The sequence below is a fragment of the Acinetobacter sp. YH12219 genome (genome assembly GCF_013417875.1).
GTDB lineage: Bacteria > Pseudomonadota > Gammaproteobacteria > Pseudomonadales > Moraxellaceae > Acinetobacter > Acinetobacter amyesii.
The window spans coordinates 150,411-173,713 of record NZ_VPDC01000001.1 but is presented as its reverse complement, the minus strand read 5'-3'; the positions used below and the strand labels follow the sequence as shown (position 1 = coordinate 173,713).

The 23,303-nt window shown below is 40.2% G+C and carries 19 protein-coding genes; 6 read left to right on the top strand and 13 right to left on the bottom strand.

The window, feature by feature from the left end:
• Nucleotides 1–19: 19 nt before the first annotated feature.
• On the bottom strand, nucleotides 20–1,567 hold the full coding sequence (locus FTV04_RS00775; protein ID WP_180088152.1) for a circularly permuted type 2 ATP-grasp protein: 1,548 nt from the start codon (nucleotides 1,565–1,567) through the stop codon (nucleotides 20–22).
• Nucleotides 1,568–1,827: 260 nt separating this feature from the next.
• Here FTV04_RS00775 and FTV04_RS00770 point away from each other — a divergent pair, with 260 nt between their 5' ends.
• Together FTV04_RS00770 and FTV04_RS00765 are read left to right on the top strand one after the other, a co-directional pair.
• The gene (locus tag FTV04_RS00770; RefSeq protein WP_180007905.1) at nucleotides 1,828–2,826 is read left to right on the top strand and encodes a YafY family protein; all 999 of its coding nucleotides are present in this window, start codon (nucleotides 1,828–1,830) and stop codon (nucleotides 2,824–2,826) included.
• Nucleotides 2,827–3,663: 837 nt separating this feature from the next.
• A complete protein-coding gene (locus FTV04_RS00765; protein WP_180007904.1) occupies nucleotides 3,664–5,334 on the top strand; it encodes an FMN-binding glutamate synthase family protein in 1,671 nt (556 codons plus the stop codon).
• Nucleotides 5,335–5,784: 450 nt separating this feature from the next.
• Here FTV04_RS00765 and FTV04_RS00760 read toward each other — a convergent pair whose 3' ends face one another.
• Genes FTV04_RS00760 through FTV04_RS00745 form a run of 4 tightly spaced genes read right to left on the bottom strand, consistent with a single transcriptional unit; the run spans nucleotide 5,785 to nucleotide 9,550 of the window.
• The gene (locus FTV04_RS00760; RefSeq protein ID WP_180088150.1) at nucleotides 5,785–6,828 is read right to left on the bottom strand and encodes an alpha/beta hydrolase; all 1,044 of its coding nucleotides are present in this window, start codon (nucleotides 6,826–6,828) and stop codon (nucleotides 5,785–5,787) included.
• Nucleotides 6,828–7,967 carry a YdcF family protein gene (locus tag FTV04_RS00755; RefSeq protein WP_078188595.1) on the bottom strand — a complete coding sequence of 380 codons (1,140 nt, stop codon included), beginning with the start codon at nucleotides 7,965–7,967 and terminating at the stop codon, nucleotides 6,828–6,830. Before FTV04_RS00755 ends, FTV04_RS00760 begins: the two co-directional genes overlap by 1 nt.
• Before the next feature lie 21 nt (nucleotides 7,968–7,988).
• A complete protein-coding gene (gene murB / locus FTV04_RS00750) occupies nucleotides 7,989–9,026 on the bottom strand; it encodes a UDP-N-acetylmuramate dehydrogenase (RefSeq protein WP_180088148.1) in 1,038 nt (345 codons plus the stop codon).
• An 8-nt stretch (nucleotides 9,027–9,034) separates the two neighbouring features.
• The gene (locus tag FTV04_RS00745) at nucleotides 9,035–9,550 is read right to left on the bottom strand and encodes a low molecular weight protein-tyrosine-phosphatase (protein ID WP_180088146.1); all 516 of its coding nucleotides are present in this window, start codon (nucleotides 9,548–9,550) and stop codon (nucleotides 9,035–9,037) included.
• 118 nt (nucleotides 9,551–9,668) lie between these two features.
• Between FTV04_RS00745 and FTV04_RS00740 the strand changes: the two genes are divergently transcribed.
• Both FTV04_RS00740 and FTV04_RS00735 read left to right on the top strand, forming a co-directional pair.
• Nucleotides 9,669–10,829, top strand: coding sequence for an iron-containing alcohol dehydrogenase (locus tag FTV04_RS00740; protein ID WP_180088144.1), 1,161 nt, complete (start codon nucleotides 9,669–9,671; stop codon nucleotides 10,827–10,829).
• A gap of 35 nt (nucleotides 10,830–10,864) precedes the next feature.
• Nucleotides 10,865–11,296 carry a thioesterase family protein gene (locus tag FTV04_RS00735; RefSeq protein ID WP_180088142.1) on the top strand — a complete coding sequence of 144 codons (432 nt, stop codon included), beginning with the start codon at nucleotides 10,865–10,867 and terminating at the stop codon, nucleotides 11,294–11,296.
• 22 nt (nucleotides 11,297–11,318) lie between these two features.
• Here FTV04_RS00735 and dnaX read toward each other — a convergent pair whose 3' ends face one another.
• The 6 genes from dnaX to FTV04_RS00705 form a co-directional block, all read right to left on the bottom strand.
• Nucleotides 11,319–13,538, bottom strand: coding sequence for a DNA polymerase III subunit gamma/tau (gene dnaX / locus FTV04_RS00730; RefSeq protein WP_180088140.1), 2,220 nt, complete (start codon nucleotides 13,536–13,538; stop codon nucleotides 11,319–11,321).
• Nucleotides 13,539–13,598: 60 nt separating this feature from the next.
• Nucleotides 13,599–14,330 (bottom strand): hypothetical protein, encoded by a 732-nt coding sequence (locus tag FTV04_RS00725; RefSeq protein WP_180010374.1) that lies wholly within the window; start codon nucleotides 14,328–14,330, stop codon nucleotides 13,599–13,601.
• Between the two features lie 79 nt (nucleotides 14,331–14,409).
• The gene (locus FTV04_RS00720) at nucleotides 14,410–14,862 is read right to left on the bottom strand and encodes a copper resistance protein NlpE N-terminal domain-containing protein (RefSeq protein WP_180010375.1); all 453 of its coding nucleotides are present in this window, start codon (nucleotides 14,860–14,862) and stop codon (nucleotides 14,410–14,412) included.
• A gap of 84 nt (nucleotides 14,863–14,946) precedes the next feature.
• Nucleotides 14,947–16,233 carry a serine hydrolase gene (locus FTV04_RS00715; RefSeq protein WP_180010376.1) on the bottom strand — a complete coding sequence of 429 codons (1,287 nt, stop codon included), beginning with the start codon at nucleotides 16,231–16,233 and terminating at the stop codon, nucleotides 14,947–14,949.
• A gap of 75 nt (nucleotides 16,234–16,308) precedes the next feature.
• Nucleotides 16,309–17,163 (bottom strand): MaoC/PaaZ C-terminal domain-containing protein, encoded by an 855-nt coding sequence (locus tag FTV04_RS00710; RefSeq protein ID WP_180010377.1) that lies wholly within the window; start codon nucleotides 17,161–17,163, stop codon nucleotides 16,309–16,311.
• A gap of 169 nt (nucleotides 17,164–17,332) precedes the next feature.
• Complete coding sequence (locus tag FTV04_RS00705) at nucleotides 17,333–18,724, bottom strand: 3-oxoacyl-ACP reductase (RefSeq protein WP_180022002.1); 1,392 nt, start codon at nucleotides 18,722–18,724, stop codon at nucleotides 17,333–17,335.
• Between the two features lie 241 nt (nucleotides 18,725–18,965).
• Between FTV04_RS00705 and FTV04_RS00700 the strand changes: the two genes are divergently transcribed.
• A complete protein-coding gene (locus FTV04_RS00700) occupies nucleotides 18,966–20,486 on the top strand; it encodes an acetyl-CoA C-acetyltransferase (RefSeq protein WP_180022001.1) in 1,521 nt (506 codons plus the stop codon).
• Nucleotides 20,487–20,553: 67 nt separating this feature from the next.
• Here FTV04_RS00700 and FTV04_RS00695 read toward each other — a convergent pair whose 3' ends face one another.
• Together FTV04_RS00695 and aceI are read right to left on the bottom strand one after the other, a co-directional pair.
• Nucleotides 20,554–21,654: an OmpW family protein gene (locus FTV04_RS00695; RefSeq protein ID WP_180088138.1), complete on the bottom strand. Its 1,101-nt coding sequence runs from the start codon at nucleotides 21,652–21,654 to the stop codon at nucleotides 20,554–20,556.
• A gap of 204 nt (nucleotides 21,655–21,858) precedes the next feature.
• Nucleotides 21,859–22,284: a chlorhexidine efflux PACE transporter AceI gene (gene aceI, locus FTV04_RS00690; RefSeq protein WP_180088136.1), complete on the bottom strand. Its 426-nt coding sequence runs from the start codon at nucleotides 22,282–22,284 to the stop codon at nucleotides 21,859–21,861.
• Between the two features lie 117 nt (nucleotides 22,285–22,401).
• On the opposite strand from aceI, the gene FTV04_RS00685 reads away from it, so the two are divergent.
• Entirely contained in the window at nucleotides 22,402–23,292 is an 891-nt protein-coding gene (locus FTV04_RS00685; RefSeq protein ID WP_180088134.1) for a LysR family transcriptional regulator, read from the top strand.
• Nucleotides 23,293–23,303: the final 11 nt, after the last annotated feature.

The following is a 23,303-nucleotide window of genomic DNA, read 5'->3' as shown; positions in this document are numbered from 1 at the left end:
TTGCTCCTTCACTGGAGTGCTATGAGCGTAAATCGTCTACTACCCACGTATCTTTAATGCCGCCGCCTTGAGAAGAATTCACTACCAATGAACCTGCTTGCATCGCGACACGAGTTAAGCCACCCGGTACAATTTCAGTTCGATATGGTGAACTCAGTACAAATGGGCGTAAATCGATATGGCGTTCCGAAACACCCGCCTCACTTAGGGTTGGGCTGACAGATAAATTTAAAGTCGGCTGTGCAATATATAAATGTGGTGCTGCGGCCACTTTATCTTTAAAGCTATTTAATTCTTGTAAAGAGGCTTGCGGACCGATCAGCATGCCGTAACCACCTGAACCCTGCGCTTCTTTGACCACCAATTTTTCGATATTCGAGAGCACATAATCCAATTCGTTCTGCTCACGACATTGATAGGTCGGCACATTTTTCAGGATCGCTTGTTCGCCTAAATAGAAATGAATCATTTTATCCACATATGGATAAATCGATTTATCATCTGCTACGCCTGTTCCCGGTGCATTTGCAATGACCACATTATGTTGCATATACGCTGACATGAGCCCTGCTACGCCCAAAGTACTGTCAGGTTTGAAACATAATGGATCGAGAAAAGCATCATCCACACGACGATAAATTACATCAACCTGTTGTTGGCCTTTAATGGTTTTCACATAAACCTTATCGTTTTCTACATAAAGGTCACGCGATGTCACTAAGGGTACATCCATCTCCCTTGCCAAAAAAGCATGTTCATAATAAGCACTGTTAAAACGCCCTGGGGTTAAAACCACGATAAACGGGTTATCGACGTAGGCATTTTCTGCAAGAATTTCACGTAAAAGCTGCGGATACTGCTCAATCCCCATGATGTTGCTTTGCTGGCAAAGTTCAGGCATCAGTTTTTGACTGATCTTACGGCTTTCTAGCATATACGACACACCAGACGGTGTTCTAAGATTATCCTCAAGGACGTAAAATTCGCCTGATTGATCTCGGATGATATCAATGCCACTGATTTGGCTATAAATTTTACCTTTTAGCCCATGCATATACATTTGTGGCAAATAGGCTTCATGGGTTAAGACTTGCAGTTCAGGAATAATTCCTGCTTTTAAAATATCTTGTTGATGATAGACATCATGTAAAAACAGATTGAGTGCTTTCACGCGCTGTGCACAGCCTAGAGATAAATTATTCCATTCCTTTCGTGCAATCACACGAGGAATAAGATCATAAGGTATGGTGCGTTCAATGCCCTCATCTTCGCCATACACTGTAAAGGTAATGCCTTCATAGAGAAAATGTTGTTTTGCAACCTGATTCAGCTGCTTCAATTCATCAAGCGTATGCTGTGATAACCACTGCTCTATCCGTTGGCATGATTCTTTAGCTACCGTTTTGCTATCGCGCATTTCATTAAAAAAATCCGAATAAAATTGATTAAACAGCGCATGTCCTCGAGCAAGAGGTAAATTTTTTAATGTAGAGACAGAAGTATTGACTAACTTTGCCTCATAACCCTCAATTCCATTTGAAGTTGTATTACGATTTTCTTTCAGCATAGCAACTCCATGTTTTTGTCATGTTTTGTAAATCAGATAAAGCAATATATATGCCATCAATACATATGCTGCTTCTCTTTGATTATTTATGCATCATTTTTGCAAAGTGGTACAGCATGTAACTGCTCAAGTTGTGTCAAATTGCGTTATTAAAATCATCTTAGTTTTTTCAGATGAAGACTTGCTTAACGCAGGAAGATTTCTTATTGTGTCCCACAGCATCATTTTATTCATTTAAGTCCAAGTTCAAGCACTAGATTATGTCTTCACAAGAAAAAGAAACGTCGAACAGCCTCTATCGTCAGTGGCAAATTCTTTCACGACTGTCCACAGGTAAGTGGATGGGTACGCGTGAATTACAAGAAATACTGAACCGTGAAGGCATTGATATCAGCCTACGCACCATTCAGCGTGACTTAAATCAAATTTCTCTGCGTTTCCCAATTGAGAGTAGTAAAACAACTCCACAAGGCTGGCGTTGGCGTTCTGATGCACCGATTCAAAGCTTGCCACATATGACTAGCTCACAAGCGGTCACCTTTATGATGGTTGAGGAACACCTAAAACATTTGCTTCCACCAAGCTTAATTGAAGAAATGAATCCTTGGTTTGACCTCGCACGTCGGAGCCTGTCGTCGCAAAATAATGTTCGTCAGTGGATTAACCGCGTGCGTATCGTGCCAGCAACTCAGCCATTGATTCCACCAGTGGTTGAAAAGGCCGCACAGCAATCGATTTATGAAGGTTTACTACAAGACAAACAACTTGAATGTCTATATCAAGGTCGTGGACAGCAAAGCGAAGAAAAGACCTATATTTTAAATCCACTGGCTTTGGTCCAAAAAGGTGCAATTATTTATTTGGTGTGCACACGTCATGACAAAACAGACATCCAAACCTTTGCTTTACATCGTTTTAAATCTGCTACGGTCTTAAATTCACGTGCATTACACCCTGTCGATTTTGATATTGATGCCTATATTGACTCTGGAGCGCTTGGCTTCCGTGTGGACTTCAATAAGCCGACTGAAATGATTCAGCTCAAATTAACCATGTCGGAATCAGAAGCAGTTTATTTTGAAGAAAGTCAGCTAAGTAAAGATCAAGTGATTCAAAAAACCGAAGATGGCTGGGTTGAAGTTAGCGCAACAGTACCATTTACCTCTCAGTTAACTTGGTGGCTACGTAGTTTTGGTAAAAAGATTCAGAAAATTGAACCTGAAGAAGTCGCTGTCGTTGTACAACAACGCAATGACTAAACCGATCTAAGGTTTTCTGCTACCTGAAATACTAACTAATGTTACGCACATAAAAGTAATTTCGCATTTTAAAAATGATTTTTAAGTCTATTCGACGGAGTCTTACATCTAGGGTTTAAATAAATGAATTAGCCTTCGGCTGGAGGTACTTTTGTTTCGGCAAAAGCACCCAAAACCATTGTCATCCGCAAAACTCGTTCACTAACGTCTACTTATTCAAAGTATCGCAAAAACATTTTTAAATAAATGTAGTCCTGTCTCAAACACTTGCGGATGACCTTACCGCGTATCATTCTTTTATTTGAGGTGACAACTTCTAACGCATAATGAATATCTAGTACATTATTTATGCTTAGATTTTCCCTTAAAATATCAACACATAAAAAAGTCCCAACGCTGGGACTGGATAATTTCTTAGAATATTTTTGTAATTTTAGTCGTTTAGGTCAAAGGAACTACAGCATAAGTACCTGCTGAATACCTTATGCCGTAGCGCTAATTTCTCATGGCTATAATCAATTACTGACATAGGCAGGCTAGGTCGGCATTATTATAACGAATAGATTTCATAGTCATATTCAGCACCTCGTGTTTAGAAAGTAAAATCACTTTAACCTCCATTTTGCGCACTGTGAAATAACAAGAACCGCGCTACTTTTCACAAATTTTCTTAAAGAACATTTCTGCTTTTCTTATCTGATTTGGCTTTAAATGAAAATTTAAAAATTCTTATGTACTATTTTTATAAAGCTACACTGAATCAACAAATTAACGCTTGAGCATTGTACATAAACTCGGCAAATTAATAGAAACTGAGCTCATAAGATTTTTTAAAACATGCCAAGTCCAGCACAAACTATCAGACATAAACTTTTAAATACTTTTTTCTCTCGACATTCCATTTGGTTTGCTTGTATTTTTATCTTCCTACTCATTTCGAGTTTTCATTTAGGTTATTCCCCTCGCTATATTCAATATTTTATTCCACAAACCTTATTGAATAGCATCTGGGTCATTACTGGGCTTTTGAGCTTATTGGGCTTATATGACGTCATACAAAATAAACATTCGATCTTAAAAAATTACCCTATCATGGGGCACTTTCGTTTTCTATTTGAAGAATTTCGACCTGAAATTCGCCAATATTTTATTGAATCTGATCAAGATGCATTGCCCTTTTCTCGTATGCAACGCAGCTTGGTCTATCAACGTGCAAAAAATCAAAATGCAGATAAACCATTTGGTTCAATTGTTGATGTTTACCAAAATGATTATCGCTTTATTAATCACTCTTTGTCACCTTGTATTCCTGCCATTCCTGAAACTTTCCGCATCAATATCGGCAATGAGCAATGTAAGCAACCGTATAGCGCATCGATATTAAACATCTCTGCGATGAGCTTTGGTAGCTTAAGTGCCAATGCCATTCGTGCCTTAAATTTAGGTGCAAAAATGGGTAATTTCTACCATGACACCGGTGAAGGCAGTATTAGTCCGTATCACTTGGAAAATGGTGGCGACATTGTTTGGGAACTCGGTAGTGGTTACTTTGGCTGCCGTACGATTGATGGTCAATTCGACCCTGTACGTTTTGCTGAACAAGCCAAGCACCCTCAAGTCAAAATGATTGAGATCAAATTATCTCAAGGTGCAAAACCAGGCCATGGTGGCATTTTACCTAAAGACAAAATTTCCGAAGAGATTGCTCAAATCCGTGGTGTAAGCCGTGAACATGACTGTATCTCTCCATCTAGCCATCCTGCCTTTAGCACCCCTATTGAAATGATGCAATTTATTCAGCAATTGCGCGAACTGTCAGAAGGCAAACCTGTGGGTTTTAAACTGTGTATCGGACAACCATGGCAATTTATGAGTATTGTAAAAGCCATGTTACATACAGGGATTACACCCGATTTTATCGTGGTAGATGGTTCTGAAGGTGGGACTGGCGCAGCGCCAATTGAATTGATCGATAATATGGGTACGCCACTGCGGGAAGGCCTACTCTTTGTCAATAACACCCTGATTGGTGCAGGCTTACGTTCAAAAATTAAAGTGGGTGCCAGTGGTAAAATTATTAGTGCTTTTGATATTGCCAGTACCATGGCAATTGGCGCAGATTGGGTCAATTCGGCTCGTGGCTTTATGTTTGCAGTCGGGTGTATTCAGGCTCAAAGCTGTCACACCAACCAATGTCCTGTTGGCGTTGCAACGCAGGACAAAGACCGTCAAAAAGCCATTCATGTCCCAACTAAAGCAGAGCGTGTTTTTAATTTCCACAAAAATACCTTGCATGGTTTATCTGAACTTATTGCCTCTGCGGGTTTACAACACCCGTCGGATATCCGTGCACACCATCTAGCACAGCGTATTAACAACCGTGAAATTAAAAACTATGCACAGCTACATTTTTGGTTAAAAGATGGGGAGTTACTCAGCTGTGAAAATAAAGATGAAGAAAACTTCTATTTCCGTATGTGGAATATGGCACATCTAGAAAAGTTCTGATTCCTACCCCATAAAAAAAGAGGCGACTACGCCTCTTTTTTTCGTCTAGATCCATCACACCGATTAAGGTAGGCTGTGCTCAATCGTCAATTAGTAACTGATGTTACGCGCGTAAAAGTAATTACGCATTTTTAAAATAATTTTTAAGCCTATTCGACGGAGTCTTACATCTAGGGCTTAAATAACGGGATTAGCCTTCGGCTGGAGGTACTCTTACGAAACGTTGTTTCTCATTTGGTAAAATGAGAAGCGTGCTTCGCAAGGAAACCATCTTGCGGTGCAATGCACCTCACCAACAAAACTCGTTCACTAGCGTCAAATTATTCAAAGTATTGCAAAAACATTTTTGATTAGGAGTAGTCCAGTCTCAAATACTTGCGGATGACCTTCCCGCGTATCGTACTTTTATTTGAATCAAATTACGCTCCTGATGTTAGTGCGTAACATCAGTTAGTAATAAGACTTACTGTTGGATTGAGCATGCAAGAATGCCGGGATCAAACCTGTTAATGCAGCACGAATATCGGCACGTTCATTAATCAGCTGATGCGAACCTTCTTCAAGCATGAGAAGCGTCTGTAAACGAAATTTACGACGTATAAACTCAATGTTATAACGCCAATCTACCGTCTGATCCTGTGCGCCTTGCGCTAACCACACTGGAATACGGCACGCTGGGCGTTCTTCCATCTCCTGCATCCATTTTGACATGGCCAAAATCCAATCCATCCCCATCATTCGAGGTTGTAGTGGATCTTTTAAGCGGACAAAACGTAAAAACTCAGGGTTATGATTATTCCGTCTAAAATGACGTGGCACTTCACGTTTAATACGACGAATAATGCCTAATCCAACCGAGTTATGCCACCATGCCGTTTTTGCAGGACGAATCAGCGGAGATAATAATAAAACCCGTTCGACATATGGGTTTTTGCGATGTTCAGCAAAATCTAACAGATGATGCAGCCAAATCGCACCACCCGTGCTCTGTCCAATCCCTAACCATGGCGTCGGTAATTGAGCCGCATGTTTAACATAACGATATACCGCTTCCAAAACTTGTTGGTAATGGTCAAAGTTTTGAATACTGGCTGGCGAGCCATTACTTAGACCATGCCCCGGTAAATCATAGGTTAAAACACTAAAACCTTGATCTAAGAGTTCACGAATAATCGGCTGATATATTCCACTATGCTCTAAATAACCATGCAATAAAAATACTGTGCCATTAATGACATCCGTTTCAGTCTTCAGTTTCGGTTGAAATACTTGTACATGTAATTTGAACAAAGGCATTTCTACATAGCCTTGCCAATGTTCACAGTTCAAGGCATCTAAACCATAAAGTCGTCTATAAGACTGTATTTCAACACTAGGCTCAAAAGGTCGATTTAAATTTAGAGGTTCTAATAATTGTGGGGTTAATTCTCGACTTGGAACTGGAAGATCTAATTGTTTAAGGATTGAAGGATTAAGAAATGGGATATCTGACATTATGGGACCTCCCGACAGTCACTTGAGCCAAACCAAACATCACGTAAGGTGGCTAATAATTCATAATTAGCACGACGACTATGGTCATAATTTTTTTCACTTGGTCGCCATGTAGTTAATGTTGTTGGCATGGGTGCAACAACAGGAATGGTTTCGATACCATTTAATGCAAATAAACGACGTGTTCGAGGCATATGATATTGGTCAGTGATTAAAATAACCGTCGGTGCCCCACCTTTTTTCTGTAAAAGCAACGAACTAAAACGCGAATTTTCGCAAGTATTCATACTGCGGTCTTCAAGCAATTTCGCATCAACATCATATTGCTTCAACCATGCTTGCATATACGGTGCTTCAACACCACTCAGTACAATCGGTAACTTATTGGCTCGTTCAACATCGAGTGTTTTTTCCAGTCGAAGTCGTGTGTAGTCATTCACTACGATATCTTTATCATTTTTATCTAAGGTTAAACCACCACCTAACACCACGATCGCATACGGCTCTGCGGTTGGCTGCTTCAGGGTTTTATCTTTCATTTTGGCAAGATCAAGATATGTTTCATCATCGATCGGTTCCGCTTCTGAAGCCGCTTGCTCAATTTCATGGGTTTTTAAGAACTCGGTATATTGAGTCATTAGTCCTTTATTTTCCGCACTATTGAGCTCAAGCAGCTCTTTCATTTTTTGAGCAGGATTTTCCGCCAATGCTTCAGAAGAAGCCGCCTCGGACGCAGAAGGATTCAGCAGAGGTACTTTCGGTATGTCCTTTTGACTATCATTCTTTTCTTTTTCATGTTCTTCTTCAATGAGCTGCTGTAACGCCTTATAACGTGCTTGTATAAGGGTTAAATCTTGAGGCTCATCAGACTGTATGGCTTGCTCCATGAGTTTTAAATACGCTTGGCGCGCTATCCATAAGTCAGAACCCGGCTCATAGTTATCATCATCACTCAAGGCGCCGAGTTTTTGACTTTGCGCTGCGAGCTGATTGACTTCTACAGGAACGAAATAATTTAAACTTTTAACGATCAATTTAGAATAAAACGGCGTATAGATAAAAATCATTAGACAGCCCAAAAGTACAAATAGCACTGCGGCAATTTGTACTAAGCGAACCATCCAATGTGTTTTATGCATAAATCTAAAACCTATGTGTTTTTATTGATCTGCGTGAGATCGAATCAAGCCATTTGTATCAAATAATACAGGCTCAGGATGTAGTTCAATATTAAATTTTTCAAAAACATCATGTTGTACAGCTTTGTAAGTTGTACGCACATCTTGCAGCGTGGCGTCCTGGTAATTGACCAAAACCAAAGCTTGCTTATGGAACATACCCACTGAACCCACAGATTTCCCTTTCCAACCTGCTTGGTCAATCAACCAGCCCGCTGCCAGTTTTACCGCATTATTTGGTTGTGGGTAATGGGGTAAATTTGGAAATTGCAGCGCAATTTGGTCAAAGGCTTGCTGGCTAATCACAGGATTTTTAAAGAAACTTCCGACATTTGGAAATTCTTTTGGATCTGGAAGTTTGGTTTGACGGATATGAATGACTTGTTGTTGTAGGTTTTCTGCACTTAAGTCTTCACCTACTGCCTGCTTTAAATCACCATAATTTAATTTTAAATCGGCATGTTTTAAAAGTTTAAACGTGACATGCGTAATAATAAAACGCTCTGGCTCATCTTTAAAAATACTATGACGATATGAAAAATGGCAATCGGCAGCGCTAATACTACTTTGCTGTTCTGTTACTCGGTCATAGACCTGCACAGATTCAATAAATTCACCCGCCTCAACACCATAAGCTCCAATATTTTGCACAGGTGAAGCACCGACTAAACCAGGTATCAGTGCCAAATTTTGTAAGCCATAAAACTGGTGTGCCGTCGTCCAAAGCACAAAGTCATGCCACACTTGCCCTGCGCCCACTTTTAAAGTTTGGGTTGCGGCATCGTCTTGTACATATTCAATACCTTGAATATCCATATGCATCACTAAAGCATGTATTTGCTCAGGCAACAGCATATTACTGCCTCCTGAAAGTACCAATACATTTAATTGCTCAGCTTTGGCAAAGTCGAGCGCTGCTTGAATATCTTCTACCGATTGAACGCGTACATAATGCGATGCAACAGCATCGAGGCTTAATGTATTAAATGGCTTAAGCTGAACCTGTGTTTGAATTTGCATTCTAAACCTTAATTTTTTTGCTGTGCTTGTAACTGAGTTTTTAAATAATTGACCCAAGCCTGACTGCTAGATTCGCATTGATCTAATACATGTTCAAACCCTGCATCACCACCATAGTACGGATCTGGTACTTCTTGTTGCGGATATTGGTGATCATGTTGACTCATCAAAGACACTTGGGCACGTAGTTGACCGAATTGTTGCTGCGCCTTTTGCATGAGGTTTTGAATATTGTCTAAATTTTCGTAGTCCATGGCCAAAATCAAATCAAATTCAATAAAATCATGAACCGTTAACTGACGTGCGCGTAATGCGGATAAGTTATAGCCTCGTAATTTTGCATGCTGTTGGCTACGAAGATCAGGCGCTTTGCCCGGATGATAATTGCTCGTACCCGCAGAGTCGACGTGAATATTGAGTTGCGCTTCATCACAAAAATGTCTAAAAACCACTTCAGCCGTAGGTGAACGGCAAATATTTCCTAAACAAACACACAACACCTTATATGGCGTGCTGGATGACATAACAACCTCAAGACTACTTTTATTTCAAGCGTCTTATGTTAAGTTATTTACAGGATGAATCCTATATCAACACTCAAGAATAATGTTTATTTGGATATAAAAAATTAGGGATAAGCCAATGAGTCAATTTCAGTTTCAAACCGTCAGCAATATTATTTCAGGCTTAGGCTCTATTTCCCAACTGAGAGAGGTCCTAGACGACTTTCAAGCCAAACGTGTCATGCTTGTGACCGACCCCGGTATGTTGCAACAACAATTACATTTACCCATTTTGGATATTTTAAAAAGTATCCATCAAGATTATGTGATTTATTCCAGTATTCAAGCTGACCCTGCAGAACATATAGTTTTGGATGCAGTTCAATTTGCCAAGAATGAAAAAGTGGATTTGATTATTGGTTTTGGCGGTGGCAGTTCAATGGATGTGGCTAAAATTATTGCGATCTTGGCTCATCCTAAGCAAACACAACAGATCAGTGATTTATATGGTGTTGCTAATGCAAAACGACCACGCTTACCGCTCATTTTGATCCCGACAACGGCAGGGACCGGCTCTGAAGTCACACCAATCTCTATCGTCACCACAGGTGAAACCACCAAAACAGGTATCGTCTCCCCTGTACTGTATGCCGATGTCTGTATCCTCGATGCGAACTTTACATTAAATCTTCCCGCACACATTACCGCAGCAACCGGTATCGATGCCATGGTGCATGCCATTGAAGCCTATACATCAAAAATTAAAAAAAATTCGTATGCGGATATGCTTGCTAAACAAGCTTTGCGTTTATTAAATAAAAATTTAGCGCTGGTTTTACACGACGGACATAACCTCGAAGCGCGTCAGCACATGCTGGTCGGTTCAATGCTTGCAGGTCAGGCCTTTGCTAATGCGCCAGTTGCAGCGGTGCATGCACTCGCCTATCCACTCGGTGGACACTTTCATCTCTCGCATGGTCATACCAATGCACTGGTTCTCGCTGAAGTGTTGAAGTTTAATACACCTCAGGCCAAACAGCATTATGCAGAACTCATGAGTTGGCTAGACCCATACAGTACGGGCTGTACCGATGGTTTATGTGATTTATTTATTGATCATATGCAAAATCATTTAGATCAGAGCGGTTTAGTGCTTAAACTCAGTCAACTCAATGTGCCTGAAAATATGCTTGATCGTTTAGCAGAAGACGCGTTATTACAAACGCGACTATTACAAAATAATCCGCGAGAACTGCAGTTTGAAGATGCTCGCCAGATTTATCAATCGATCTATGCCTAAAGTTTACTCATTTTGAAATAAAGAAAATACCAACGATGAAACCTAAAACTAAACGCCGCCAAAACTATCGATTTTTATTTCCAATCCAAACGCGTTGGGCAGACAACGATATGTATGGTCATGTCAATAATGTCACCTATTACAGCTATTTTGATACTGCTGCAAATGCACTCTTGATTCAACATGCCGGTTTTGATTTGCGAAAAACCCCGATCATTGGTTTAGTGGTCGATTCAGCCTGCAGCTTTTTACAAGAGCTGTCCTATCCAGAAATCATTGAAGTTGGGGTTGCGATTGAAAAAATTGGTAATTCTTCACTGCGCTATGACTTGGCTATTTTTAAACAAGGACAAAATGAGGCTGCAGCCCAAGGACATTTCGTACATGTGTTTGTCGACCGCCAAACACGAAAAAGCACCTCGATACCCGATGAAATGCGAGATGCTTTAACTCAGTTTTTACTTTAATTTTTAGAATCCAGCTTAGAACTTATTTGAGCTGGATATTTTGCAACTCACCATCAAAGCTTTTGAGCAAATCTTTCACAACAGGCTCTGCATGTAATAACTCATTTGCACGTGCAAACGCTTTTTCTTTGCGGACATGTTGTAAAGCATACGGTGTGGTTTCTTCGACATCTTCAAAGCTGATATGGAAACGACATTTTGACCATTGTGCATGAATGGCTTGTTCCAATACATGCTGTAATTGAGTCACTAAAGCTTCGTATCGCTTTGGAATATGGAAAGTCGATTCACCGTCAATCGTACCTCGCATAATGCCATGCTGAGCCAACTCTTGTACCGCAGGTGAAAGTTGACTATTTCGGAACCAATACTCCCACTTTTCGACCGTCCACTCACCTTCAAGGGTTTGAGGCTGTAAAGTCAAAATATCTTGTGGCATCAAGGTAGAAGATGAACCCGTTTGAACAGCATCCGAAGAAACGGAACTTTGCGTAACTTGTGGTGATGCTAGATCAAAACCATTGTCGCCTTGAGCACCCGAAACTGATTCATTCACCACATGTTGTGGTTCAATGGCATTGATCAAATGTGGCTGAGCTGTTTCAGGCTCTACACTTTTTGACTCTAAAGCTGTTGGTTCTAAAGGTGCAATATCTTCAAAATTTATAGCGCTCACATCAACTTCTTCAGTTTCAGTACTCGGCGTCGGATCTAAATCAAATAATGTATCTTCTGCCACGGCATCCATAACAAGTGTGTCATTTTGCTGTGTCGATACAGACTCAACCGGTGCAACCTCTTGCGTATCTAGAGTGCCATTTGCTGTAGATGCTGTAGAAGTTTGGCTTATTGCGTCTTCTTCAGGATCATCTAAAAAATCATCAGATGAAGGTTCATCGACTGCAGGTGCAGAAACATAGCCATCATCGTCATCATAATGTGAATCATCAAAATCATCGAAAGCTGGCGATGTGTCTACAGCGGGTACAGCTTCAGGCTGCTCAACAGTGGCAACCTGCGCAGCAGACTCAACAACGGTATTGGGTTGCTGCAAAGACTGTGTTTGAGTCGGCTGAACTGTTTCGGCCTGATTTTGAGCAAGCTGTGGCTGTGCGGCTGACTCTTGCTGTACGGCAGAGACCAACATTTCGTTTGGCTGTAATGGTCGGAATGCTAATAGACGCAGCACACACATCTCAAAACCTTGCTCTTGCGTGACTGCCAACTGCAAGTCTGCCCGACCTTTGCATGCGACTTGATAATACAACTGCAAATCTTGAGCTGAAATCAACTGCGACAATTGCATAATTTTTTGATTGATCTCAGCGCTATATTTCAACGCTAAGTCTGGCAAGTATTGTAATAATGCCAGTTCATGTAACGTTGAAATCAACTGATCCAATACCAGCGAAACATCCAGCGCTTGTTGACGGAATTGCATGAGTAAAGCACTCACGCGTTCACGCTGATTTTGATGAATGGCTAAAATCAAATCATAAATGATCGTACGGTCAATTAGGCCCAACATGTCTTTAACATCTTGGTGCTGAATTGAACCCTGACCATAGGCAATCGCTTGATCAGTTAGTGACAGCGCATCACGCAGTGAACCTTGAGCCGATTCAGCAATTTGCCAAATCGCATCTTGCTCCGCTTGAATTTGTTCTTTTTGTAAGATATCTGTCAAATGCGATGTGATTTCATCCACCGCTAAAGGACGCAAAGTAAATTGCAAGCAACGTGAAATTACAGTAATCGGTAATTTTTGTGGATCTGTAGTTGCAAATAAGAATTTCACATGCTCTGGCGGTTCTTCTAGAGTCTTTAATAACGCGTTAAATGAATGCGTAGAGAGCATATGCACTTCATCGATCAGATAAACCTTGAAGCGACCTTGGGTTGGTGCATAAGGAACGTTGTCGAGAAGTTCTCGGGTATCTTCAACTTTGGTCCGTGATGCCGCATCGATTTCAATTAAATCAATAAAACGACCTTCATTTACTGCTTTACACGTTGGGCAGACTTCACAAGGCGTTGAGGTTACACCTGTTTCACAGTTCAGACATTTTGCCAAAATACGGGCAATGGTGGTTTTACCCACGCCACGAGTACCTGTAAATAAATACGCATGATGTAACCGACCACGTTCTAAGGCACTGGTAAGTGCGCGTGACACATGGTTTTGCCCCACGAGTTCAATGAAATTTCGTGGACGGTATTTTCGTGCAAGTACTTGATACATGTATGCTCCTTTTTACAGGTGTAAGCATACTGTTTTTTTGTCTAAGAGTGAATGAAGTTCTTAGTCAGTGGAACTAATTCGATCAATATCTTCGAATTTAACGACTTTAATATTTGATTTATTTTCTGAATCATTAAACAAGATTACATTACCTTGAAAACTGTCCAGAACATACCATTTATTTACGTCTTTGATTTTCAATGTAGCTACAGGCGACTTCTTTATATCATTTAATTTTAACTGTGCAGAAAAACAGGTAGCAAATATGGCAAGAATGGTTAACACCAAAAATTTAAGTGGTTTATCTCTGCGCACTTCATCATCGGTAAAAATATTGAGAGTTATACCAATTAGAACAGCACCCCATAGCATTGAAGTTTGACCAATAAAGTTATTTACATAGAGCGTAATTAGCCCACTAACACATACAATAATGACAAATATAGCTTGTAGCAGCTTATGCTTTTTTAAAAACTGTTCGATTTTTTCTTTCAGCTCTGCTTCCGTAATATGATTAGAAACTAAAATTTTCTTTTTAGGCTTACTTTTGCAATATTGTTTAAATAAAAATTTATAGAAATCTAATAGAACACCAACTACGGCTATGACTGAACAACTTAAGACTAATACCTTAATAATTTCAAAAATATAAAATGATGGAGATAAAACAGACATTATCCATATAGCATCTAAAGAGTAATAGAAAAATGCATTCGAAATAACAGAAATTGTGAGGGCTGCTATGGATAAAATTCCAAATAACTCCGTAATTGATAATTCTTTTTTTATCATTATTTATAAAAATTAGACTATAAAGTGGTTTTTTATCATGACTGACAAACTACGTAAAGAAAGAACGATTTAATTATAATTAAGTCTCTGCCCGCTTAAGCAAAAAATCACTCTGCATTTGATAGCGTTTCGCCGTCTGGTCTTCCCGAATTTCAAGTAATTGCTGATCCAAATCAACATACAAAAGATTACGCGTTTGCACATTCATAAGTTCTAGCTGCTGCTTTGATTCATCTTTAAAACGAATTACACCTTTTAGCACTTCTACTTCGTTATGACCACTTAGACTTTCACGAGTGAGTGTATAGGTTTGGTCTTCATGTAGCTCTATAGCCACAGCCATGCCAGGACAATCTTCACAACGAGAAAGACAGCCCATACACGGCGTGGTACCTTTAAAATCACCGACCCATGCAGCTTGCTGTTTTTCGGCAGTAATCGCTTCTATCTCTTTTGCTTTCGTTTGAGTTGAATCCTGACAACCCAACATTGCCGACGTTGCTACTAAGGGAATCAAAACAACTTTTTTCATAGGGATATCACAGCAATCTAAAACTGCGTGGGAAAATAGCATATTTTTCACATTTCCCCAATTTCTGTTCTATCCCGAAGTATCTTAAAGCCAGCCCTTACGTCCTTTAAGTGCTTTGTCTGCACAGCGAAGCGTTTCTTGAGTTAAGCCCCATAAGCGATAATCGCCGGTGATTGAACCCGTCGCAAAGTTATGTGTATATGCAAAACTTAAATAACGCTGCGGATCGCACCAGGCCCCAGAACCATTAAAACCAATATGTCCAAAACCTTGACTAGATTTGCCTAAAGTTAAAATTCGATGATATCCCAAACGCCAATTCATCGGTAAAGGCATAATACGATCACGTTTTTTATATTGAATTTTACTTAAAGATTCAAAAACTTGTGGCGTGATTAAGGTCTGTCCCTGCCACTGCCCTTGGTTAGCCAGCATTGCATAGATTTTCGCTAAACTATTGGCACTAAATACACCAGTAGCCGCAGGTATAATGGCTTGTAAACCATCATCACTAAAAAATGAAAACTTGCGCATTCCTTTAGGAATCATACCATCTTGAAAGTCTTGCAAATTTTGTCCAGAAAGTTGCAGAAGCTGATCAAAGATTGACGGTTTTCGTGTCTCTGTCTTTTTTTTCGTTGTCTGCGCTTGGGTATTTTCTTGTGCAGATGTATCTACAGCACGTTCTACTTGTTTCTTTTTCGGAATCAAGCGAGCAACCTCACTAAGTTGATGCTCTGGTACGCCAAAAAATGCATGATCCAATGCCAAAGGCTCAACCAAATAGTGTTGCATCAATTCAGCAAGCGGTCGACCTGTGGCCTTTTCAAGTATACCACCCACTTGCCAACCGAAGGTTAAAGGTTGATATGCCGCATCAGTCGTCGGCTCAAAACGTGGCTTAGCTTGTTCGATGACATTAAGCATATGTGGCCAATCTGCCATTTCAGATGCCGTTTCAATGATATTACGGATATCGTATAAACCACTTTGGTGACTCAGCATGTGCCTTAATGTGATATCCGACTTGCCATTTTGAGCAAACTCCGGCCAATATGCTGCAACGGGAGTATCGTAATCAAGAAAGCCTTCGCTCACTAAAATATGTGCAAGCGTTGCAAGTACACCTTTACCCGTGGAATAACAGACCGAGGGTGTATTGGCCTGCCAAGCTTCTTCGGCTGACTTTTTACCAGTCCAAATATCTACGACTTTTTGACCTTTAAAATATACCACTAAGGCTGCTCCGCCTAAGTGGCTTCGAGCATCCTGCATCCGGCTAAATTGCGCCGCCAAATCTTGAAACGCCTCGTCGACTGTACCTTGATAATTATTCTTCTGTGCAAATAGATATTCTTTGAGCGCCTGCATCATCATTCCTTTGAATATGAATCGCTTGAGATTAAAACAAAAAAGCCTAAACCGATATCGATTTAGGCTTAAGTCTTAAAGTGCCTTCACATTTCCCGCGACATGCGGTTTTTTGTTCTTACTATTTCGAATGGCAAACTCTGTATCTTTACCCGTTTGTGCAGTAAGGAACTCAACTTGAGAAGGCAAATACATTGGTAATTTAAACCATACATCTGCTTCATAGGCATCTGGCAAAGTTAAGCTCGACAAAGCTTTGGCTTTACTCCACATACCATGTGCAATGGCTTGTTTAAAACCAAACGCTTTTGCTGTTACAGCATGAATATGAATTAAGTTAAAGTCACCAGAAGTCAACGCATAACGGCGACCGGTATTTTCAGAAACATTCCATTCAGCTTGAACTTGCAACTCTGCTGGCTTTGTTTCGGTAGATTTTGCCGCAGCTTTGTTCTCTGTTTTTTGACGTGCTAAATACGTGGTTAATGATTCTACAACCACTTCATCGCCCACTTTTGCAGTGGTAATAAAGTCAAATTGCACGCCTTTATCATGTGGCTGTAATTCACCAAATTTGCATGACAATGACAGTGTTTCATTCACACCGACTTTGCGATATTGCTTCACTTGGTTACGAATATGTACCAAACCTAAGATCGCAAAAGGAAAAGCTTCCGTGGTCATCATATGCATTTGCAAACTTTGAGAAAGCACAGCCAAATAAATCGCTGGGATATAACCATTGTTTTTAAAGCCACACACTTCGTTATAGGCTTTTAAATGCTTTTGATCGACCTTAAATGAATCCACCACATATTCAACTTGCGGCAGCACTTTTTCAGCTTTAGGCTTTTTAAAAATCAAGCCTTGAATCACTTTTGGATAGGCTAAATAAGGTTTTGGAAGTTGACTAAAATGGCGAGTATTCATACTAAACCTTTGGAAGTTTTTATTTCAATGTTTTAAAAGCCTCTTCTCTTGCACCATATATGGCTCGAGGAGAAAGCTGGAATGAGGGTTAGCCCCATTCCATTTATAGCAAATTTTTACCTCTCCCTAGCCCTCTCCTTTAAAGAGAGGGAGTTTTAAGAGGAATGTATTAAGCCCCTAACAAGCTTTGACCACACACACGTACCACGTTACCGTTCAAGCCTGTCGATGCCGTTGAAGCAAACATCGCAATCGTTTCAGCAACGTCTACAGGTAAACCACCTTGACTCATCGAGTTCATACGACGACCTGCTTCACGGATTGCAAATGGAATCGCAGCAGTCATTTGCGTTTCAATGAAGCCTGGAGCAACAGCATTAATGGTTACGCCATTTTTCAATAATGGAGCAGTAAATTTAACCACACCAACAACACCTGCTTTAGAAGCAGCATAATTGGTTTGACCTAAGTTACCTGCGATACCTGAAATAGAAGATACGCACACAATACGACCATTTGCATTGAAGCCATCATTTTCAAGAAGGTAATCATTTACACGCTCAATCGCAGACAAGTTAATGTTAATCACCAAGTCCCAAAGCTCAGGTTTCATATTGGCCAAAGTTTTGTCACGGGTAATCCCTGCATTGTGCACGATGATATCCAAACCACCTTGAGCAGCTGCAGCCGCTTTGATTTTTTCACCGGCATCGTTTGCAGTAATATCAATCGCGAGCGTAGAACCGCCAATTTCACCTGCAACACGGTCAAGGTCTGCTTGCTGCTGTGGAACGTCTAAACAAATCACATGCGCGCCATCACGTGACAATACATGTGCGATTGCTTCACCAATACCACGGCTTGCACCTGTTACAACAGCTGTTTTGCCTGCAAGCGGCTTATTCCAATCAACATCCACAACATCTGCTTTAGATACACGAATCACCTGACCCGATACATAAGCTGAACGTGGTGAAATTACAAAACGTAATGCAGATTCTAAGTTTGCTTCAGCACCTTCGTCCACATAGACTAACTGTGCAGCAATCCCTTTCTTAAACTCTTTACCGACTGATTTTACAAAACCTTCTAATGCACGTTGTGCAATGGCTTGTTTCACAGTTTTCGCAGTTTCTGGTGTTGTACCAACAACGACAACGCGACCAGACGCCTGAATTTGACGCGCGATTGGGTTAAAAAATGCATATAAGACATGCAGTTGTTCTGAGTTTTGAATACCTGAAGCATCAAATACCACAACTTTAAACTTAGACTCTTTATCGCCTTCGTTAAATGCGCTTAAGTTCAGACCTGATTTTGCCGCAGCTTGTTGTAATTCAGCATTATTACCTGCATAGCTATTGGCATGAATATTTGCCAAGACTTGTGCAATTGCACCAGACAATGTTGAAGCAGGCGCTGCACCGAATAAAACCGCACCTTTAACTACAGGTGTTGCAGACTCAAAACGCTCTAAAAAAGTCGGTGATGGTAAACCTAAATTTTTGATGACAAATTTACCAATAGGAGATTTTGCAAATGTTTGGTATTGATCAGTCATGTTTATTATCTCTCATACAGATTAATTTTTGATGGATCTGAAGATATCCCTTTAACTTCAAGATGATGTCAGATACTTATATTTCAATAGTTCCATCAGTTTCCATGGAATCATACTTGAGTTAAACCGCAGATGGCTTGACCTGAATGCTTTAGCGAATGTCATTTTAGTCAATTTACCCCTTTGGTGAATATGCTAATGTAGCCGTCAAGAAGATCATCAACATGCTTGGAAAAGCCTTATGAGCAAAACAACTCAAGAAAATCCAGCAGTCGAAAGTCCGACTACGGAAACTGTGTCAAATACATCAAAGAGTACGCCACGTAGCGCTAAAAGTACGGGCACAGCAACCAAGTCTACAAGTGATGCCGCTAAAACGAGCCGTCCTCGTCGTGCATCTACGCGCACTAAGACACCCGCTTCAAACCCTAAAACAGCTTTAAAATCAACAACTCAAACGTCTGTTCAACAGGATAATACCATGAGTCAAAACACAGTTCGCCGCGTTGCTATTATCGGTGGTAATCGTATTCCTTTCGCTCGTTCTAACGGCGCTTACTTCACTGCATCGAACAGCGATATGTTCACAGCTGCATTAAATGGTCTTGTTGAACGTTTCAACCTTCAAGGTCAACGCCTTGGTGAAGTTGTTGCTGGTGCCGTGTTAAAACATAGTCGTGACTTTAACATGACCCGTGAGTGTGTACTCAATACCGAACTTGCTCCTGAAACACCTGCTTACGATATTCAACAAGCATGTGGTACTGGTTTACAAGCAGCTTTCTTGGTTGCTAACAAAATCGCATTGGGTCAAATCGAAGTGGGTGTTGCTGGTGGTGTAGATACAACCTCTGATGCACCGATCGCTTTTGGTGATGGCTTACGTAAAGCTTTACTTGAATTGAATATTGCTAAAACAGGTAAAGACCGCCTAAAAGCATTAACTAAAATTAATGTTAAAGATTTGATGGATGCACCGAAGAACGGTGAACCACGTACAGGTCTTTCTATGGGTGACCATCAAGCGATTACGACACTTGAATGGGGTATCTCTCGTGAAGCGCAAGATGAACTTGCGGCATCTTCACATCAAAAAATGGCAGCTGCATATGAAGAAGGTTTCTTCGATGACCTTATTACGCCATTCCTAGGTTTAGAACGTGACAACAACCTCCGTGCAGACTCTTCTGTAGAAAAACTTGCGAAGTTAAAACCAGCGTTTGGTAAAGGCGATGCGCGTACGATGACTGCGGGTAACTCGACTCCACTAACTGATGGTGCGTCATGTGTCCTTCTTGCATCAGAAGAATGGGCCAAAGCAAACGGTCACGAAGTTCTTGCTTATTTAACTTTCCAAGAAACTGCGGCAGTTGACTTTGTAGAGAAAAAAGAAGGCTTATTGATGGCCCCTGCGTATGCAGTGCCTCGTATGCTTGAACGTGCAGGTATTACGCTACAAGATTTCGATTACTATGAAATTCATGAAGCGTTTGCATCTCAAGTATTATCTACACTAAAAGCATGGGAAGATCCTAAATTCTGTAAAGAACGTTTAGGCTTAGATGCCCCATTGGGTTCAATTGATCGTTCTAAATTGAACGTGAAAGGTTCATCTCTTGCTGCAGGTCACCCATTTGCTGCAACTGGCGGTCGTATTATCGCAACTGCTGCAAAACTATTGAACCAAAAAGGTTCAGGCCGTGTACTTGTATCGATCTGTGCTGCGGGTGGTCAAGGCGTAACAGCAATTATTGAAAAATAATCCTTTATGCTTTAAAGCAAAAAACCGCTCTTGAGAGCGGTTTTTTTATTCTTTGATTCCGTAAATTTTAGAAACGATAACCAACACCTAAATAAGTAATGATGGGATCAATATCAATCTTGGTCGTTGCATGAATTAACTGTTCACCGGTCGTTTGGTTAATCACATCGATCTTGGTTTTATTATTTAACTTTGCATAAGACACCGAAGCTGCTGTAAACCAATTTGGGGTGAAGTCATAGGTAAATCCGAGTGTGACAATTGGAGCAATTGCATCATCCGCATCGACATCGACCACCATTTTTCCAGATGATTCTTTACCATCGAGTGCTGCACCTGCATTATTATCTTTAATGTTTTGAATCATATGCCCTGCAGCAATTAAGTCAGATTCAATGCCTTTATTGAGTTCAATATCATTAAAATAAGCATACATGATCCCTGCGCCCACATAAGGTCTAAACTTATTTACACCCGACTGACCAAATTGGTACTGTGCCTGAAATACCGGCGTCCAAGCTCTTGCACTCGCCGCTTTACCATAAGATGATAAATCCGTAATGGGTACTGCGTAATCTAGTGGCAAACCATCAGGGAATAATAAACCGCCTAGACCACCTGGCTCTGCTAGACCAGATAATGGCGCGGTAATCATACCCTTACCTTTAATATCTACCTCAGGTGGGATGCCGCCAATCACTTGCAAAGAAACATTATCATTAATATGGTAGTTAAATGTTAAACCTAATGTATCAACATCTTCTGCTTCAAGCCCCGTACCTTCAGCTGACCAATTATCTAGTCCATTGATCGTTGCGATCCCTGCAATCTCTGACTTGATATTGCCATCTTTATCTTTAATTAATCCTCCCAAAGGGCCATTCACAAGGTCGGTTAAAGTGTCCTTAAGATTCGCAGAATTACTCCCTTCATTATAAATTGCATTCGGATCAATCGCTTTTAGAAAACCTTCAGTACTAATTGTGCCTACTTCAGCCTGTGTGCCATTTGCTACCGCAGTATTAATATTAAATGGATTTGCCTTTCCTTGCGGCATCACATGCATCCAACCCGCAGATACAGAAAAACGTTTAAAGTTACCATCTGCAAATGTAAATTGTGTAAGCCCAAGTAAAACAACAGGTGTGACAATTTTTATCAATTTCATATGCTAACTCCTTGTCTTGCATATTTTTTTAATCAACTTATAAAAACATTCTTTGTTCTTATATTTAAAAGTTATGTAATTAGTATAATTTTTTATAGTTATATTATGTTTTTATATATTGTTATTTGTTAACTTTTGCCCTGTTTTAAAGCAAAAAAGGCCTGTACTTATCAATACAGGCCAATGTGATTTTCTTGTTGAAATTTAACGATATTGTGGTTGGTAACCTAAGTGCGCCTCGATCTGGTCATAGCACCACTGGAAAATAAATGTGTAGACTAAAATACACATGGTCATACTAAAATCGAGCAAAATCGCCTGCCATAAGGTCATATGCATGGCATAAGCCACCATTGGGATGGTTGCAAGCATTAAACCGCCCTCAAATCCAATCGCATGTAAAACACGTACACCAAAGGTTCTTTTTAACTTTCTTTTTGCTTCAAATTTTTCAAAATAATGATTAAAAATCATGTTCCAAATCACAGAAGTGATCGCCATCGCAATACCTAGCGTACCTGTCACCTCCATCGGAACTTTAAAAATAAAACTTAACGCAATAGCAATGATCACCAATAGGATGATCTCATAGCTTAGCGCATGAATAATCCTTCTCTTGGAAATCGTCATTTTGAAACACTCTATCATTTGTAAAAAACTTATTTTATTTTTATATTATTGATTAATCGAGTCAGGTTCTTTCAATATTATTGAAAGGTTGTATTCCTTTATTTTTTCTGTATGCACATGAATATTAATCAAGAACAACTGATGATTTTTAAAACAGTCATGGAAACAGGATCATTTTCCGCAGCCGCCAGACAACTCGGCAAAGTGCCATCAGCAGTCAGCATGTCCATTGCGAATTTCGAAATTGATCTCAACCTTAAACTGTTTGAGCGCGTTGGTCGTGAGCCTGTGCCCACAGCTCAAGCGCTAAACCTGTATGAAAAAACTGAACAATTATTGATAGAAATCAATCAGTGGAAACAGCATGCGATTGCGCTGAGTCATGGTTTAGAGTCTTCACTGAATATCGTGGTGGTATCAGAACTGCTTCATACGCAGTGGACCGACTATATCTCTTTGCTAGAAACTCATTTTCCATCTTTGCAAATCAATATTTTTTCTGCGCCTCAAGAAGATGCCCAAAAGATGTTATTACTAGGTCAAGCACAGCTTGCTCTAATGTTTGAACGTGAACAGCTTGAGAGTTATGAACAATTTGTCGAATTGAAGCGTGAAGCATTGGTTCCAGTTGCGGCGACAAAACATGCCCTGTCGAAATTTAAGCAAGTCAGTTTTGAGCAAATTTTGCAAATCCGGCAAATCGTGGTTGCAAGTCGTGATAAAAGCATCAAACCAGAGTTGTTATTTTCCAAACACAATTGGCGTACAGATAACCACCACTCTGCTTGTTCGATGATTATTCAAGGTTTGGGCTGGGGTGTGCTTCCATTAGAGATGTTTAATGAAAATCCGACGCTCAAAGATCAACTCAAAATCTTAAGCTTTCAAGATTTCACAGCCAAATTTGAATATTTCGTCGACTTGGTCTGGAACCGTGAAAAACCTCTCGGCTCGGCTGCTCATTTTTTGATTAATCACATCCGAAATTCACGAAAAACTACGATTTAGACTGTCTAATT